General features: G+C 71.5%; 16 protein-coding genes. 5 read left to right on the top strand and 11 right to left on the bottom strand.

What is annotated here, in order from left to right; translation table 11 throughout:
• Positions 1-103: 103 nt before the first annotated feature.
• Positions 104-1,102, top strand: coding sequence for a nitrilase family protein (locus ACFXKZ_RS26070; RefSeq protein WP_380003392.1), 999 nt, complete (start codon positions 104-106; stop codon positions 1,100-1,102).
• A gap of 35 nt (positions 1,103-1,137) precedes the next feature.
• Here ACFXKZ_RS26070 and ACFXKZ_RS26065 read toward each other — a convergent pair whose 3' ends face one another.
• Together ACFXKZ_RS26065 and ACFXKZ_RS26060 are read right to left on the bottom strand one after the other, a co-directional pair.
• Complete coding sequence (locus tag ACFXKZ_RS26065; protein WP_380003391.1) at positions 1,138-1,347, bottom strand: hypothetical protein; 210 nt, start codon at positions 1,345-1,347, stop codon at positions 1,138-1,140.
• A gap of 143 nt (positions 1,348-1,490) precedes the next feature.
• Complete coding sequence (locus ACFXKZ_RS26060; RefSeq protein ID WP_380003390.1) at positions 1,491-2,015, bottom strand: PadR family transcriptional regulator; 525 nt, start codon at positions 2,013-2,015, stop codon at positions 1,491-1,493.
• Positions 2,016-2,116: 101 nt separating this feature from the next.
• On the opposite strand from ACFXKZ_RS26060, the gene ACFXKZ_RS26055 reads away from it, so the two are divergent.
• A complete protein-coding gene (locus ACFXKZ_RS26055; protein WP_380003389.1) occupies positions 2,117-2,659 on the top strand; it encodes a hypothetical protein in 543 nt (180 codons plus the stop codon).
• Positions 2,660-2,862: 203 nt separating this feature from the next.
• Here ACFXKZ_RS26055 and ACFXKZ_RS26050 read toward each other — a convergent pair whose 3' ends face one another.
• The 5 genes from ACFXKZ_RS26050 to ACFXKZ_RS26030 all read right to left on the bottom strand — a co-directional run bounded on the left by ACFXKZ_RS26050 (position 2,863) and on the right by ACFXKZ_RS26030 (position 7,575).
• Entirely contained in the window at positions 2,863-3,159 is a 297-nt protein-coding gene (locus ACFXKZ_RS26050; RefSeq protein ID WP_380003388.1) for a hypothetical protein, read from the bottom strand.
• 96 nt (positions 3,160-3,255) lie between these two features.
• Complete coding sequence (locus ACFXKZ_RS26045) at positions 3,256-4,242, bottom strand: hypothetical protein (RefSeq protein WP_380003387.1); 987 nt, start codon at positions 4,240-4,242, stop codon at positions 3,256-3,258.
• 3 nt (positions 4,243-4,245) lie between these two features.
• Positions 4,246-4,518, bottom strand: coding sequence for a hypothetical protein (locus ACFXKZ_RS26040; protein ID WP_380003386.1), 273 nt, complete (start codon positions 4,516-4,518; stop codon positions 4,246-4,248).
• Between the two features lie 488 nt (positions 4,519-5,006).
• Positions 5,007-5,963 (bottom strand): pirin family protein, encoded by a 957-nt coding sequence (locus tag ACFXKZ_RS26035; RefSeq protein WP_380003385.1) that lies wholly within the window; start codon positions 5,961-5,963, stop codon positions 5,007-5,009.
• 424 nt (positions 5,964-6,387) lie between these two features.
• Positions 6,388-7,575, bottom strand: coding sequence for an ROK family protein (locus ACFXKZ_RS26030; RefSeq protein WP_380003384.1), 1,188 nt, complete (start codon positions 7,573-7,575; stop codon positions 6,388-6,390).
• A 231-nt stretch (positions 7,576-7,806) separates the two neighbouring features.
• On the opposite strand from ACFXKZ_RS26030, the gene edd reads away from it, so the two are divergent.
• Genes edd through eda form a run of 3 tightly spaced genes read left to right on the top strand, consistent with a single transcriptional unit; the run spans position 7,807 to position 11,314 of the window.
• A complete protein-coding gene (gene edd, locus ACFXKZ_RS26025) occupies positions 7,807-9,681 on the top strand; it encodes a phosphogluconate dehydratase (protein ID WP_380003538.1) in 1,875 nt (624 codons plus the stop codon).
• Positions 9,678-10,697: a glucokinase gene (gene glk, locus ACFXKZ_RS26020; RefSeq protein ID WP_380003383.1), complete on the top strand. Its 1,020-nt coding sequence runs from the start codon at positions 9,678-9,680 to the stop codon at positions 10,695-10,697. Before edd ends, glk begins: the two co-directional genes overlap by 4 nt.
• Entirely contained in the window at positions 10,694-11,314 is a 621-nt protein-coding gene (eda, locus tag ACFXKZ_RS26015) for a bifunctional 4-hydroxy-2-oxoglutarate aldolase/2-dehydro-3-deoxy-phosphogluconate aldolase (protein ID WP_380003382.1), read from the top strand. The genes glk and eda overlap by 4 nt, the downstream gene beginning before the upstream one ends.
• A gap of 349 nt (positions 11,315-11,663) precedes the next feature.
• On the opposite strand, the gene ACFXKZ_RS26010 is transcribed toward eda, so the two are convergent.
• The 4 genes from ACFXKZ_RS26010 to ACFXKZ_RS25995 are packed head-to-tail and all read right to left on the bottom strand — an operon-like array spanning position 11,664 to position 15,738.
• Positions 11,664-13,049 (bottom strand): tyrosine-type recombinase/integrase, encoded by a 1,386-nt coding sequence (locus tag ACFXKZ_RS26010; RefSeq protein WP_380003381.1) that lies wholly within the window; start codon positions 13,047-13,049, stop codon positions 11,664-11,666.
• Between the two features lie 60 nt (positions 13,050-13,109).
• The gene (locus ACFXKZ_RS26005; protein WP_380003380.1) at positions 13,110-13,298 is read right to left on the bottom strand and encodes a helix-turn-helix transcriptional regulator; all 189 of its coding nucleotides are present in this window, start codon (positions 13,296-13,298) and stop codon (positions 13,110-13,112) included.
• A 14-nt stretch (positions 13,299-13,312) separates the two neighbouring features.
• The gene (locus tag ACFXKZ_RS26000) at positions 13,313-15,142 is read right to left on the bottom strand and encodes an ATP-binding protein (RefSeq protein WP_380003379.1); all 1,830 of its coding nucleotides are present in this window, start codon (positions 15,140-15,142) and stop codon (positions 13,313-13,315) included.
• On the bottom strand, positions 15,139-15,738 hold the full coding sequence (locus ACFXKZ_RS25995) for an HNH endonuclease (protein WP_380003378.1): 600 nt from the start codon (positions 15,736-15,738) through the stop codon (positions 15,139-15,141). Before ACFXKZ_RS25995 ends, ACFXKZ_RS26000 begins: the two co-directional genes overlap by 4 nt.
• Between the last annotated feature and the right edge of the window lie 174 nt (positions 15,739-15,912).

Below are 15,912 nucleotides of genomic sequence, written 5' to 3'. Positions count from 1 at the left end.
TGGTTATCGAAGTACCCCGAAGTTTCATTGGACCGGAATGCCGAGGTACGGCTGTGATGGAGGTCGGAACGACCATCAGCCACCCCACGGACAGGAGTCGTCGATGTCGACGGAGCAACTGCGCTGCGCGTCGGTACAGTTCGAGCCGCGCCCGGACGACAAGGCGTACAACCTGGCCCGCGTCGAACACTTCACCCGCCGCGCCGCCGCCGACGGGGTACAGCTCGTCGTGGTCCCCGAGATGTCCCTCCTGGGCTACTGGCACCTGCGCCGGCACCCCGCCGAGCGGCTGCGCGAACTCGCCGAACCGGTCACCGGCCCCTCCGTCACCCGCGTGCGCGAGCTGGCCGTCGAGCTGGGCGTGGCCGGCGGCCTGGGCTTCCTGGAGCGGGACGAGGTCGACGGGCGGCTGTTCAACTCGTACGCGGTGTGCCTGCCCGACGGTCGGGTGCACCGCCACCGCAAACTGCACGCGTTCGAGCACGGGGCCGTCTCCAGCGGCGACCGGTACACCGTCTTCGACACCCCGTGGGGCGTGCGGGTCGGCATCCTCGTCTGCTGGGACAACAACCTCGTCGAGAACGTGCGGGCCACCGCCCTGCTCGGCGCCTCGATCCTGGTGGCACCGCACCAGACCGGCGGTACCGACTCGCGCAGTCCGCACGGCATGCGGCCGATCCCGCCGGCCGTGTGGGAGAACCGGCATCGGGACCCGGCCGCCGTCGAGGCCGCGTTTCGCGGCGACAGCGGCCGGGGGTGGTTGCTGCGCTGGCTGCCCTCGCGGGCCCACGACAACGGCCTGGCCCTGATCTTCAGCAACGGGGTGGGGCGCGACGACGACGAGGTCCGCACCGGCAACGCGATGATCCTCGACCCGTACGGCCGCATCCTCGCCGAGACCTGGGCCGCGGCGGACACGATGGTCACCGCGGACGTCGACCTGTCCCTGATCCCGCTGTCCACCGGCCGCCGCTGGCTCAAGGGCCGCCGCCCCGACCTGTACGGCGTCCTCACCCACCACTTCGGCGACGAACGCGACGCCGTGACCGCCCGCTTCTCGCCGGACCCGGCGGCGGTGACCCCGACGGTGCTCCCGGACTGAACCCGGGGCCGGCTCGGCGCTCGACCTGCCCTCGATCAGCCCTCGGTCAACCCGACGAGTTTGCCGACCGTACGGCCGAGTTCCATGTCGGTGTGAGAACGGTTCAGCCCGAACGCCTTCGCCGCGATCCGCACCCACCCCGGCCGCACCTCGGGCACGGTCGGGTCCCGCAGCACCAGGTTCTCCACCGGCCCGGGTCCGGTCAGCACCACGGCCCGCATCGTCGCGGCCACTTCCACCTCCATGGCGAAGGATCAGGGCACCCGTCGCAGGCGTAACGGGGCGGGGGGATCCCGGCATTCCGCGAGCGACGGCGCGTCGACCGTTCGCCACTCGGCCGCGGTCCATCGGTAGGCGCCCGCCCGTCGGAGACACCCACCGCACGCCCTCACGTCGTGGGCGGCGCCACCTGTTCCGCCGCCCACTCCGCCCAGTCGCGCTGCATCTGCGACAGGCGCAGGCCGTACTCCAAGGCGACGCGGCCGTACACCGACAGCGGGCTGTCGTCCCACGGCACGTTCGCCTCCACCTCGCGCAGCCCCGCGTTCCGCTCGGCCGCGACCTCGGCCTGGGCGGCCAGGTATGCCCGGGCCTCCGCCGGGGCGAGGGTGTCGAGGAAGAAGACACGCAGGAGCATGCTGCTGCGCCTGACCCGCTCGGGCTCGACCTCGACCAGCCAGTGGCGCAGTTCGGCCCGGCCGCTCTCGGTGATCGAGTATTCCTTGCGGCCGCGCGGCCCCTCCGCGGTCACGTCGAGCAGGCCCTCGGCGGAGAGTTTGCCCAGCTCGCCGTAGACCTGGCTCTGGGTCGCGGGCCACGCGTTGGCCAGCGACGTTTCGAAGGACTTCAGCAGGTCGTAGCCGCTGGCCGAGCGATTCGCGAGGAGTCCGAGGAGTGCGTGGCGGAGGCTCATGACGCGAACTTTACCACTCAGGATTGACATGTCGAAGTTGGAACGTCAAAGTTTGACCTGTCAGCAGCGGAGTGTCGAACAGAGGAACCCCGAGAAATCCCATGAACTACGTCCGCAACTTCGCTCCGTGGATCGTCTTCGCCGTCATCCCCTCGACGCACTGGCAGTGGGGCGCGCTCGCCGCGCTGGCCGCCACCGTGCTGATCGCCGCCCAGGACCACCGGGCGGGGCGCGGGGTCGACCTGCTCGCCTACAGCACGGCGGTCTTCTTCCTGGCGCTGACCCCGGTCGCGTTCGCCGTGCCGGACTCCGGCTTCCACCGCTATGTCGGGGCGGCCTCGTTCGCCTGGCTGGCCCTCACCGCCTGGGGCTCGATCGCCGTCGGCAACCCCTTCACCCTCGTGATCGCCCGGCGCTCCACCCCGCGTGAGATCTGGGGCTTGCCGCTGTTCCGCCGGGTCAACGTCGTGATCGCCGGCGTGTGGGCCGCGAGCTTCACCGTCACGGCGGTCGCGCTCTACCTGATCAAGGCGAACGACCTGGCCGGCGGGGTGGCCATCGCCGCCCAGGCGGCCGGATTCGTGCTCCCGGCGATGTTCACCGCCCGCTACCCCGCGCTCGTCCAGGCCCGGTACGCCCGGTGACATCGGCCGCCCCCGCGAACGGCGCGCGCGGAGGGCGCCGACCGCGTCGGGCGGTACGTCCCGCGCCGCACGCACCGCATCGCGACGACGTGCCGGACGCGCCCGCGCCGCCGTGGCGGTGGGCGCGCGGCCCGACCGCGGACACCGTGCGGGACTCGACGGTCCGGGCGACCCGATTCCGGTGCGGGTCGCCCGGATCCGACTCAGCTGAACGTGTCGCTGACCGCGTTGACGCCGGCCGTCACGAAGTGGTCGACCAGCTCGGAGAGCGAGGACGCGACCTGCGTACCCGACAACATCACACCGGCCACGAACGCCAGGATCAGGCCCAGGAGTTTGTAGCCCTTGTGCGTGACCATGTAGAAGAGGATGAAGATGATCAGGATCGGGACCCCGACGGTCACCCCACGACCGACACTGCTCGTCTCGGTCGTCACCGCCTGGAAGTTGGCGATGTGTTCGGGCGCGGCAGCGGCCACGGCGCTCAGCGACATGTGCATGATTCCCCTCCGGTCCTGCGGTCGTCCGCCGGTCCCTGTTTGCCTTGGCGTACCCGTGATATGACGGTTCGTAAGCTACTCACGTCGCACGCACCGTCACCCGCCACCGATGGGGATGGTCGCCCCGGCCATCAGGCCGGCCAACACCCAGGCCCAGCGCATGAGTCGCACCAGGGGCCATTTGGCGCTGATGATCACGATCCAGAAGCCGGCCATCAGCCACAGGCAGAAGGCCGCCATGAAACCCGCCTCATGGGAGCAGTTCACCAGGAGACCGGCGCCGTAGTAGGCGGCCAGGCCGGTGGGAACCAGCATGACCAGGTCGGTACCGCTGAACGGCCGGGAGGGTCCGATCATGCCGCCGGGGCCGCCCGTGAACGGCGGCGGCACTCCGGGCTTGTCCGAAGTCCCGCCCTGTGTGCCGGAATCGGCCGATCCACCGGCTTCGTCCCCGGCCGCCGAGCCGCGGCGGACGAAGCGGGCCAGGCCGGACGCCGGACCACTCGCGGCGGCGGGTGCCGCGTCGCCGGCGCCGAGCGCCCCGGCCGCGCCCGCCGCGCCCGTTGCGGTCGCTTTGGCGGTGCGGCGCCACGGCGGCTTGCGTGTGGGTGGAGCCGAAGTCGCGGGTGCCGCAGGAGCGTTGTTCCGCCCCGGGTCGCGGGGTTTCATCACATGCCGCACCGTGGGGCGCGGGGAAGGGCCGGCGGGGTCGGTGCCACGCTCGGCCGGATACGCCCGCGTGCTCTCCGAGTACCGGGCCGAGTCGGGGCGTTCGCCGGAACCGTCCCGCCCGGGGCGCGCGCCGGGAGCGCTCTTGCGCTCCGTCGTACGCCGGGACTCGGGCGCGGCCGCCGCGTCCCGCTCGCGCTTCCGACGCTCCCGCAAGTCGCGCCGCCAGGAGGGCTCTTCGTCCTCGTGTCGAGCGCTGCGCGACGCGCGAGCGGATCCGCGCGCGGGTTCGTCCCGGGGCGCGGGGAAAGCCGGTTCCTCGTCCTCGGGATCCGAAAGGTGGCGCCATCGCCGCAGGTCGCCGAGCCGAAGTCCGCGTGCTTCGGGGGGCGGTGGCGGTTCGTAGCCGCTCATCGCCTATCCACCTCCCGACTGACGTGGGCACGGCTTGCAGGACCGGCTGTGCCGGTATGCCGCCAGTATCCACGGCACCGCGATCGCGATGGCGAAGAACTCGCCGTCTCGTGCCCGGCCGCGGATATGCAGAACGACCGCGAACACCGCGGCGGTGCCCAGGATGAGCATGGTCAGCGCGTTGGAGTGCACGATGCGCAGTGCCAGCCAGTTCGCGGACGAGGCCCGGGTCTTGACCGTGCGTTCCTTGAACTTCTTGCGCCAGTCGTCGGCCATCAGGGCCTCCGGGACCCGGCGCCGGCGGTCCAGGAAAGAGTCGCGAAAGCGCCGGTGGGCGAGCCGAGCGGGAACGGACCGGTTCCGATCGGTCGATCGACGAAATACGAGGCGTGGGGCGGCCGTCGGTCACCGTCGCCGATGCCGTGTGCCACCCGGGAGGGCCGGGACATACGCGGACTCCTCTCGTCCGGTGTCACATCGCGCCCGTCGACCGGAGCCTCGGCGACCCGGCGGCGGAGCTCACGGTGGTGAGGTGACGGCTCCACTCCTGTTTCCGCAGGCCGCGCCCACGGCGCGGCAAACCGTTACGTTCCATTTGACCTTGTTCAGTGTGGCCAGTGGGCGGGACAGCGTCAAGGGGCGACCGGTCGGCTGCATTGCGTAGCCCACGCGCCCGCCCCTTTGAGGCATTCCCTTGCACTCTAAGGGCTCTGACGATGTGTCAGATCCCCCGCCGATGATCTTCGGCCACTGTTGAGACGTCGTCAGATCCGGTCCGCCGGGATCCGGCCCATGCGACCGGCCTTGAAGTCGTCGAACGCCTGCGCCAGTTCCGCGTGAGTGTTCATCACGAACGGGCCATACCAGGCCACTTCCTCCCCGATCGGCTGCCCGCCGAGAACGATCACCTCGAGGTTGGGCTTGTTCGAATCCTGGCGGGTGTCCGCCTGGAGGTCGATCGTGTCGCCGGCGCCCAGGACCGCGAGCCGGCCGGTTTCGATCGGTCGCCGATCGGTTCCGACGCTCCCGGAACCGGAAAGGACGTACACCAGCGCGTTGTAGTCCTTGCGCCACGGCAGCGAAAGTCGCGCGCCCGGGTTGACCGAGGCGTGCAGCAGGGTGATCGGGGTGTGCGTGATACCCGGACCGTCGAAGCCGCCGACGGAGCCGGCGATCAGCCGGACCAGGGCGCCGCCGTCGTCCGAGGCGAGCAGCTTGACGTCGCCCGCGCGGATGTCCTGGTAGCGCGGGTCGCTCATCTTCTGCACGGACGGCAGGTTGACCCACAGCTGGATGCCGTGGAAGAGCCCGCCACTGGTCACCAGCGCCTCCGGCGGCGCCTCGATGTGCAGCAGACCGGAGCCCGCGGTCATCCACTGGGTGTCGCCGTCGGTGATCACGCCACCGCCGCCGGCCGAGTCCTGGTGGACGAACTCGCCGTCGAGGAGATAGGTGACCGTCTCGAAGCCCCGGTGCGGGTGCCACGGGGTGCCCTTGGGCTCGCCCGGCGCGTACTCCACCTCGCCCATCTGATCCATCATGATGAACGGGTCGAGGTAGGTCTGGTTGACGCCCGCGAAGGCGCGCCGCACGGGGAAGCCCTCACCCTCGACGCCGCTCGGGGCGGTGGTGACGGCGAGTACGGGGCGCGGGCGGGCGTCGAGTGCGGGCTCCGGCAGACGCGGCAGAGCCAGCGGGTTGGCAACGGTGACGGCGGGCATGGCCTGCTCCTCGGGACGAGTACGGTCCGGCTTTCCCGGTCCTTGCACGCCTCAACAGTAGTTGCTCGCTCAACATTCCCCGCGCGGAGGGTTCGGTTTGGCGGGTGGTTCCGGGCGGGGCGAGGGGGTCGCGCTGTCGTGGCGACGAGCGGGGGCGCATTGGGGTACACGTCCGCTCCGCGGCGGGGATCGGTCGCCGCGCTGCGCCGTGGTGCGCGTCCGCTCCGCGGTCGAGGAGCGCGTCGAGGTCGCCGCGAGCGGGGCGGTGCGCGTCCGCTACGCGGCCGAGGAGCGGGTCTGGGTCGCCGCGAGCGGGGCGGTACGCCGGAGTGTGGCGGCCCGCAGGACGTGGCACAGCCACCGCGCCGAGCTACGGTTCACCACCGCTGCGCGGCCGGGCGGGACCAGGCGGTCCGGCTCGGGTTCAGGCCGGGAGGGCTCGGTTCACGCTGGGGAGGGCTCGGCCGCCGGCGAGGCGGGCGAGGGTGGTGTCCACCGAGTCCGGGGACAGGATCTGGTCCAGGGCCATGAACGCGCAGCCCGTCAGGCCCGCGGCCTCGCCCAGCACGCTCGGCACGATGCGCAGTTCGCGCGTGGCCACCGCCGTGGACCGCCGATAGACCACCTCGCGTACGCCGGCCAGCAGCGGATCACCCGCGTCGGCGAGGTCTCCGCCCAACACGACCACCGCCGGATTCAGCACGTTGACCACGCTCGCCAGCACCTCGCCGAGCATCCGCCCCGACTCGCGCACCAACCGCACCGCCTCGGGCTGACCGGCCGCCGCGAGCGCCACCACGTCGCGCACGCTGGAGACCTCGCGGCCGTCCGGGAAGCGTGCCCCGTGGGCGGCCAGCGTCTCGATCAAGTGCCGCCCGCTGGCCAGGACTTCGAGGCAGTCCACGTTGCCGCACCAGCAGCGCACCCCGGTACCGCCGGCGACCGGGATGTGGCCGATCTCGCCCGCCGCGCCGAGCGCGCCCCGGTAGACCTTGCCGTCGGCGACTATCCCCGCGCCGATGCCCGTGGACGCCTTGACGAAGACCAGGTCGCCCGCGTCGGCCCGGGCCCGATACTCGCCCAGCGCCATCACGTTCACGTCGTTGTCCACGTACACCGGTACCGGCAACCGGCGTTGCAGGGTCGGCGCTATCGCCACCCCGTCCCACCCCGGCAGCGTCGGCGCACCCGCGGCGCGCCCGGTGTCCAGCTCGACCGGCCCGGGCACGGCGACCCCGACCCCGCGTACGCGCGCCGGGTCGAAGCCCTCCTCGGCGAGCATCGTGTCGATCCAGTCCGGCAGTCCGGTGAGCACCGCGTCGGGGCCGCCCTGCGCGGCCATCCGGGTCTCCCGGCTGGCCAGCACCCGGCCGGTCAGATCGCAGACCGCGAGTTGGCCTCGGCTGCTGCCGAGCGAGGCGGCCAGTACCAGGCCGCCCTCGGGGTTGAGTTCGAGGCGGATCGGGGGCCGGCCGCCGGTGGACACCCCGTCGGCGCGTTCGGCGAGCAGTCCGGCGTCCACCAGTTCGTCGATCCGGGCCGCCACGGCGGATCGGGACAGCCCGGTGAGCCGGGCGACGTCCGCCCGGGTCTCGGCATCACCTTCACGCACCAGGCGAAGTACCTCGCCTGCACTGCTGTGCGGGATGGGATTCGCGCGTCGGGCCATGTCGTCCAGTGAACCAGGGCGGCTTTCCCTCGGTCAAAGCCCTAAGTTCACTACTTCGACACCCGAGCGTCACTCTTTTGCTTGCCAAGAAGCAAAAGTACCCCTAGTTTGGTACCCGAACCGGCAGAGCCAGCCGAAGACAGCAGGGGCACGAAGATCGTGAGCGAGCAGAGGATCCACCCGACGGTGGCCGCAGTGACGGAGCGCATCGCGCGCCGCAGTGCCGCCACGCGTTCCGCGTACCTGGAGCGGATCCGAGCGGCGGCCTCCGAGAAGCCCGCGCGCGGTCAGCTCGGCTGCGCCAACTTCGCCCACGGCTTCGCCGCGTGCTCGCCGAGCGAGAAGCTGGGCCTGCGCGGCACCGGCCCGCAGGGCCCGGTCAAGCCGAACGTCGCGATCGTCTCCTCCTACAACGACATGCTCTCCGCGCACCAGCCGCTGCGGACCTACCCCGAGCAGCTCAAGGCCGCGGTCGCCGCGGCCGGCGGCGTGGCCCAGTTCGCCGGCGGCGTACCCGCCATGTGCGACGGGATCACCCAGGGCCGCGCGGGCATGGAGCTGTCCCTGTTCAGCCGCGACGTGGTCGCGATGGCCGCCGCGGTGGCGCTCGCGCACGACATGTTCGACGGTGCGCTGATGCTCGGCGTGTGCGACAAGATCGTCCCCGGCCTGGTGATCGGGGCGCTGTCGTTCGGACATCTGCCGACCATCTTCGTGCCCGCCGGTCCGATGTCCTCGGGCCTGCCGAACAAGGAGAAGGCCCGGGTCCGGCAGCGCTTCGCCGAGGGCAAGGTCTCCCGCGAGGAACTGCTCGACGCCGAGGCCGGCGCCTACCACGGCATCGGCACCTGCACCTTCTACGGCACCGCGAACACGAACCAGCTGGTGATGGAGGTGCTCGGGCTGCACCTGCCGGGCGCCAGCTTCGTGCACCCCGACCAGCCGCTGCGCAAGGCGCTGACCGACGAGGCGGGCCGCCGGGTCGCGGCCACCACCTCGCTCGGCGACCCGACCTCGCTGGTCCGCGACTACACGCCGATCGGCGAGGTGCTGGACGAGAAGGCCTGGGTCAACGCGGTCGTCGCGCTGCTCGCCACCGGCGGCTCCACCAACCACACGCTGCACCTGGTCGCGATGGCCGCCGCCGCCGGGATCACGCTCACCTGGGACGACTTCGCCGAGTTGTCCACGGCGGTGCCGCTGCTGACCCGGATGTACCCGAACGGTCCGGCGGACATCAACCACTTCCACGCCGCGGGCGGCACCGCGTTCCTGATCGGCACGCTGCTCGACGGCGGGCTGCTCAACGAGGACGTGCGCACCGTGGCCGGCGACGGGCTCGCTCGCTACCGCCGCGAGCCGCAGCTCACCGAGGACGGCTCGATCGTGTGGGTGGACGGCCCGACGGAGAGCCTGGACCTGGACGTACTGCGGCCCTACGACAAGCCGTTCGCGCCCGATGGCGGACTGCGGATGTTGCACGGCGACCTCGGTCGCGCGGTGATCAAGGTGTCCGCGGTCGACCCGTCGCACCACGTGGTGAGCGCGCCCGCGCGGGTGTTCGACGGACAGGCCGACTTCCTGGCCGCGTTCGAGCGCGACGAGTTGAACCACGACCTGATCGCGGTGCTGCGCTACCAGGGTCCGCGCGCCAACGGCATGCCGGAGCTGCACAAGCTGATCCCCGCGCTCGGCGTGCTCCAGGACCGGGGCCACCACGTGGCGCTGGTCACCGACGGCCGGCTCTCCGGCGCTTCCGGCAAGATCCCGGCGGCGATCCACTGCACGCCCGAGGCGGCGGTCGGCGGCCCGATAGCGCTGATCCGCAACGGCGACATCGTGACCGTGGACGCGGTCGCGGGGACGCTGACCACCGAGGCCGACCTGAGCGGGCGGCAGCCCGAGGGCGCGGCCCCGAGCGACGCGGAATGGGTCGGCACCGGGCGCGAGTTGTTCACCGCGCTGCGCGCCGGGGTGGGCCCCGCCGACCTGGGCGCGGGTGTGTTCGGCGCGGTCGCGACCGCGGCTTTCGACGGAGCGAGCGCGTGAACCCGACCGTGGCCCCACCGACCCCCGACCGCCCGTGGCTGGTCGCCGACATCGGCGGCACCAACGCCCGCTTCGCCGTGCTCACCGAGCCCGGCGGCCGACCCGAGCACGTGCTCGGGCTGCGCAGCGAGGACCACGTGGACCTGGCCGCGGCGATCGAGGACTACCTGGACCGCTCCGGCGCGGCCCGGCCGAGCGCGATCTGCGCGGCGGTCGCGGGCCCGGTGCACGGCGACCGGTTCCGGCTGACCAACGGCGCGTGGGTGTTGTCCATCGCGGAGACCCGGGTCAAGCTCGGCGTGCCGGACCTGTACCTGATCAACGATTTCGAGGCGCTGGCCCTGTCGCTGCCGCACCTGGCGGGCGAGGACCTGATCGTGGTCGGCGACCGACTCCCCGACCCGACGCTGCCGATGGCCGTACTCGGCCCCGGCACCGGACTCGGCGTGGCCGGCCTGGTGCCGATCCCGGGCGGCGGCTGGGTGCCGCTGCCGGGCGAGGGCGGGCACGTGCTGCTGCGCCCGGCACACGGCCCCGACGCCGCGGCCCTGGAGGTGCTGCGCGACGAGCGCGGCGGCCTGGGCACGGTGACCGCCGAACACGTGCTGTCCGGCCCGGGACTGTGCCGACTGCACCGCTGCACGGCGGCGGTACACGGAGTCGTGGCCGAGGCGCTGAGCCCGGCCGACATCTCGGCCCGCGCGCTCGACGGCTCCGACAAGGTGTGCGTCGCAACGGTCGAGACCTTCTGCCGACTGCTCGGCACGTTCGCCGGTGGGGTGGCCCTGACGATGGGCGCTCGCGGCGGTGTCTTCCTGGCCGGGGGCATCCTGCCCCGGATCACCGAGATGCTGCTGGAGAGCGAGTTCCGGATGGGCTTCGAGACCAATCCGACGATGGCGCCGTACCTGCACCGCATCTCCACCGCGCTCGTGGTGGCCCCACATCCGGCTCTGCGCGGCGCGTCCGCGTGGCTGGAAGCGCGCAGCACTCGACCCGTGGAGGTGGCGGCGTGAGCACGTCCGCTCTTGACCTGGCACCGGTGATCCCGGTGGTGATCGTGGACGACGTGGAGTCGGCCGTACCCCTGGCGCGCGCGCTGGTGGCGGGCGGGCTGCCGGCAGTCGAGGTCACCCTGCGCACGCCGGCCGCACTCGGCGCGATCGAGCGGATCGCGGCGGAGGTCGAGGGCGCGTTCGTGGGCGCCGGTACGGTCCTGACGCCGGACCAGGCGAAGGCGGCGGCCGACGCCGGCGCACGCTTCCTGGTGACGCCGGGCTGCACCGAGACCCTGTACGGGGCCCTGGTCGACACCGGCCTTGCCTTCCTGCCCGGCACGTCGACCGTGTCCGAGGTGCTGGCGCTGCGCGAACGCGGGGTCCGGGAGATGAAGTTCTTCCCGGCCGAGGCCGCGGGCGGCGCGCCGTTCCTGAAGTCGCTGGCCTCGCCGGTGCCGGACGTGCGCTTTTGCCCGACGGGCGGGATCACCCCGGCCTCGGCCCCGACCTACCTGGCGCTGCCCAACGTGGCCTGCGTCGGCGGGTCCTGGATGCTTCCCGCGGACGCGGTCGCCTCGCGCGACTGGTCCCGGGTGGAACAGCTCGCCCGCGAAGCCTCGGGGCTGCGCGGGTAGCAAAAACGTCCCCTGGCGCGCTCTGCCCTGAGGTGCGCCAGGGGCACGGACCGCGGATGGTGGGTCGTATGAGGGTTCGACCCACGAACGAGCAGGTCGTATGAGGGTTCGACCTGCGGAGACCGCGAATAGGGACCCGCTCTTCGGCGAGGAGAGCGGGTCTCTTCTTTTGTCCGGATTTCCCGAGGTCGGGAGGCGCACTCCTGACCTCGGGAAACCTGGTTTGACCTGCGATTTCACTCGATCTGAAGACTCACCGCCGGAGATACCCCGAAAGCCTGGCTTGTCTCACTCTGTCTCACCCTGATTCGCGTCCTGACCAGCGATTGTGGGCCATGCGTGGGCCACGTCAGGATTTCGGCGTCTTCCACGCCTGCAAGGTCGCCGAGATGCGGTCGTTGTCCTGCTTCACCGTGCCGTCGATGCACTTGGCATAGACCTTCAGCAGCACGTCGACACTCTGTCCGGCCCGCCGGGCAACCTCGGTCGGCGCGACACCCGAGTTGAGCCAGAGGGACACACACGCGTGCCGCAGGTCGTAAGGCCGCTTCGCGAGCGGTGAGGCCACCTGTGCGGGCGTCAACACCTGCTCCCGGGCTTTGGCCCACTCCAGGCGGTACGCCTTGTCCTGGACAAGGCCACCGACGGCGCTGCGGAACAGCCGGCCATCGGGCGCCGTCCGGTAGCGGTAGACGTGCCACCGGAGCATGGCGACGAGTTCCGGCGGGATCGGGATCGAGCGCGACGCCGACCGGGCGCGGGACTTCAGCCCGCGGTCGTCGTGTGCGTCGCCGCTGTCGGTCCACGCGGTGCCGACGCGCGGACCGGACTTGGAGGGACGCAGTTCGCCCCATCCGCGCTTCGGGAGCGTGCATTGGTCGGTGCGGAGCTTGACGACCTCAGCGCATCGCATGCCCGCGAAGTAGATACAGCCGAAGAACGCGGCCAAGTGCCGTCCGCGCTTGCCCTGTGCGTAGACCCGCGCCAAGAGGGCGTGCGCCTGGGTGGGATTGACCACACAGGCCGGTTCAACCTGGTTGTCGTCGTCGTCCCGTTCCCACGAGACCTTGTCGAGCGGATTGCGGTCCAGGCGCTCTTTCTCGATCGCGTAGCCGACCGCCGTGCGGAAGACCGCCCGCTTGTTGATGAACGTGGACGCGGCGGCGCGCTTGCCGTCCAGCCGCACCGACATCGCGCCGAGCACCGCGCGCACGGAGTCGGCCTTTTCGAGGCTGCGGACCGGCAGCGAGTTGGCCTCGATCCACGCGAGCATTTCGCGGGCCTCTGCGGGCGGCTCCTCCTTCCACCGGTGCACGTTGAACCCCCACAGGTAGAGCACCTGGTAGAGCTGCTTCGGGTCGGGCGCACGAGCATCCTTGGCGGTCAAGGCAGCGGTTGCCGTCGACAGGCCGACAACGAGCCCCATGCGCCTCTTGGCAGAGCTGCGCGGCCACTTCATCTCGATGAACTCGCGAGCGTGGGCGTACCAGGTCACCTCGGTGCGTGCGGCTTCGATGGCACGAACCTCGGACATGGGCAGCCCGGATTCGGCATCGAACGGCTCACCGCGGTTGAGGGCCGCGATGAGGTTCGCGCGACGTCCATCGGCCATGGTCTTGTTGGCGTGCGTCGATTCGAACCTTTCGACGCCGACCCGCCACCGGACCTCGGCAGTCTTGCGCCCGTTGCGATTGCGGACCGCCCAAATTCGAACGTCGAACGAGGGGGTGGGCATGGTGTGTTCTCCCCGAGATTGGCGCCGGGGACGCGGCGAGTATCCGCGCCCCCGGCGGGGCTATGCGGTGGTGGTGTCGAGAGTGGCGAGCCAGGCGTCTACGTCGCACTGGCGGAAGCGCAGGTGACCGTTGGGCAGCCTCTTGGCCTTGGGGCCCTGCCCCTTGGCGCACATGCGGTAGAACGCGGCGCGGGACATGTCGAGTTCGGCGAGGACTTCGGGCAGCCGAAGCAGCTTGGCGCGGGCCACGGCGGGCCTCCTTGTCACGGTGTGGTCCGGTGGGCGGTGTGGCAGGCGTCGCAGAGCTTCGTGTCGGGCTGGTCGGGGTGAGTGAAGAGCAAGGTGACTTCGGCGTCGCAGCGCGAGCACGGGCCGAACGCGACGGGAACGCCAAGGGCCTTGTTTTCTGTCAGACCCCGGATTTCTTCGTCCGCGTCGTCCGCGTCGTCCGCGCGGGGGTATCCGTGCTGGTCACAGGGCAAATGGCTGCGGACGGCGGAGGGCGCGGCACCGTCCACGCGTTCGTCCGCGTCGTCCGCACGGTTCGCCCCTGCGGACGATGCGGACAACGAGCGGACCGACGGCTCGCCCGCGTTGTCCGCACGTTCCCGCAGGTCAGAGGCGGTTGCGGACGACGCGGACGACGCGGACGAAGAAAATGGCCCACTGACGAAATCGGTGTCGGTCAGGACGACCAGCCGGGTCCGGTTGCGGTCGGTCGCCCGTTGGTCGAGGTCGACCTCGATCCCGTACGAGCGCAGGGCGGGCAGGTCGCGCTTGACCTGTTCGCGCATGCGCCGCAGCACGGGCCATCCCTTGGGCGGGCGCGGGTCGCCGTTGGAGTCCTTCGGGGTGAGGGCGCCCCACAGGTCGGCCGGGGTGCCCTGCCACCGCCCGCAGTAGGCCCGCTGGGCGAAGTCCCGCAGGGCCTCCCCGAACGCCGACAGCGACTCGGCTTCGGTCTGGGAGGACAGGCGAAGGTAGCGGTCGAGGCTCTTCCAGCCGGTGATGTGGTCGAGGGCGACGAGCACGCGGGCGAAGTCGGCCATGCGGGCGTTGCCCGGTTCCGGGAGGGTGTGACGGAGGGCCTGGACGCGGGCCGTCAGGTCGAGGAGTGCGCCGAGTGCGGTCGGGTGGGCGCGGTGGTAGTCGGCCCACAGGTCGTGTTCGCTGCGGTGGTGGGTGATCGGCAGCAACTCCAGCGGGAGCATGCGGTTGGCCAGGTCGCCCTGTCCGCCCGCGAATTCGATCCCGTTGAGGATGATCGGGCGCCGGAAGCTGATGATCGACACGTCGGAGTCGGTGTACAGGGCCCGATCGACCATGCCCTCACCGGTCGAGGCCCGGCACAGCCAGTCCGAGAACTCGTCCGACACCAACGAGACATTGTCGATCCCGGAGATCCACCCGGCGTAGGCGCCGATGATCCAGGACTTGACGTCGCGCGGCGTGGATCGGGTCGGGACCGGCGACGGGCTGACCATCCGCGTGACCATGCGCGTGGTGTTCGACTTCGCCGTTCCCCGCAGACCGCGCAGCCCCAGGATCGGGTAGGGCAGATCGGGCAGCAGCGCGCCGATCATCCAACCCACGATCAACGGCCAGTCGACGTCGGAGACGTTCACCAGGGCGCGCAGCCCGGACAGGTCCCCGCCCCGGACCGGGTCGGGCAGGGGCCCGATCAGCTTGGTCCGGCGGAACAGCACGGGCGATGTGGCCTCGATCGACCACGCGCCGCCGTCCAGCACCACGCATCGGCCGTCCGCCGTGCCGAGGTCAAGCACGACTGCCGTTCCGTGCCCGGCGACGCGCAGGTGGATGGGCTCCGGGTCGCAGGTCAGGGCGTGCCCGGCGAACGCGTTCAGCGCGTCCGTCAGGGCCGCCCCGCCGGGAACACTGCCGTCGTGCTCCTCCGCGAACGCTCGGGCCAGCACCTGACGCAGGCCGCCGCCGCCGTTGAGCGGCAGGGCGATGCTGGGCCCGTCGTGGCGGACGGCGTACGGGTTCCCGTCGTCACCCGTCAGGGGCCGGTAGCGGTCCCGGATCATGGCGAGCAGCACGCTCGCCTGGGTCGGCTTCTTCGACTCGCTCACGCGGACTCCTCGCGGATGTCGGTGTGGATGGGCGGTCCGCCGGGCGCCGCAGCCGGAAGCAAGAGTCCACCCCGCCCCGGGGCCGGGTGGACTCTTGCCGTCAACCGCCCGAGACCGCAGGGGACTTCACGGCGGGCGGGAACGGGCTCCGGCGTAACGAAACGCGTGACGAAACCCGGGTCGAGGCCGGGCCGGAACCGGCCCTGCAACAACGGGCGCAGGTACGCCAGGACTTCGACGGCCGGAGCCTGGAAGAGCCACGTACGGACCGGCGGCGGGCAAGGGTGGCCGAGGGCCCGGACGAGCTTGGACGGCACCGTGCGGCCCTTGGCACGGTTGCAGGGCAGGCAGGCCAAGACGAGTGCGTTCGGGGAGTCGGTCGGGCGGATCGCCCGGGGCCACAGGTGGTCCAGCGTGGCGGGGCGGTCGCCACCGAGTTCGGTCGCGCAGTAGAAGCAGGCCCGGCCGTCGCGTTCGACAACGCGGGCGCGAAGGTACGGCTTCGAGGTGCGCCACGTGTTTCCGGGACGCGTTCTCGGCGTCGGGAGCAGTGCGGCCGACAGGCCACACAGGCGGATGGGAGGAGTGACGTTCACGTGGGTGTCTCCTGTTGAGGGAGCAGTGCGCGGAAGCGGTCTGGAAGCGCGTCCGGAACGCGTTCACGGGCGCGTTCACGGCGTTCACGACCCGCCCGCCGGGCGTGGTCGGCGATCCGTGCCGGACGCGGGGGTGAAGCGCTTACGGGCGCAATCCGGGGAACGCCCCGAGGA

It is taken from the genome of Embleya sp. NPDC059237 (assembly GCF_042754105.1).
Classification (GTDB): domain Bacteria; phylum Actinomycetota; class Actinomycetes; order Streptomycetales; family Streptomycetaceae; genus Embleya.
This window is presented reverse-complemented; position numbering and strand designations above follow the sequence as displayed.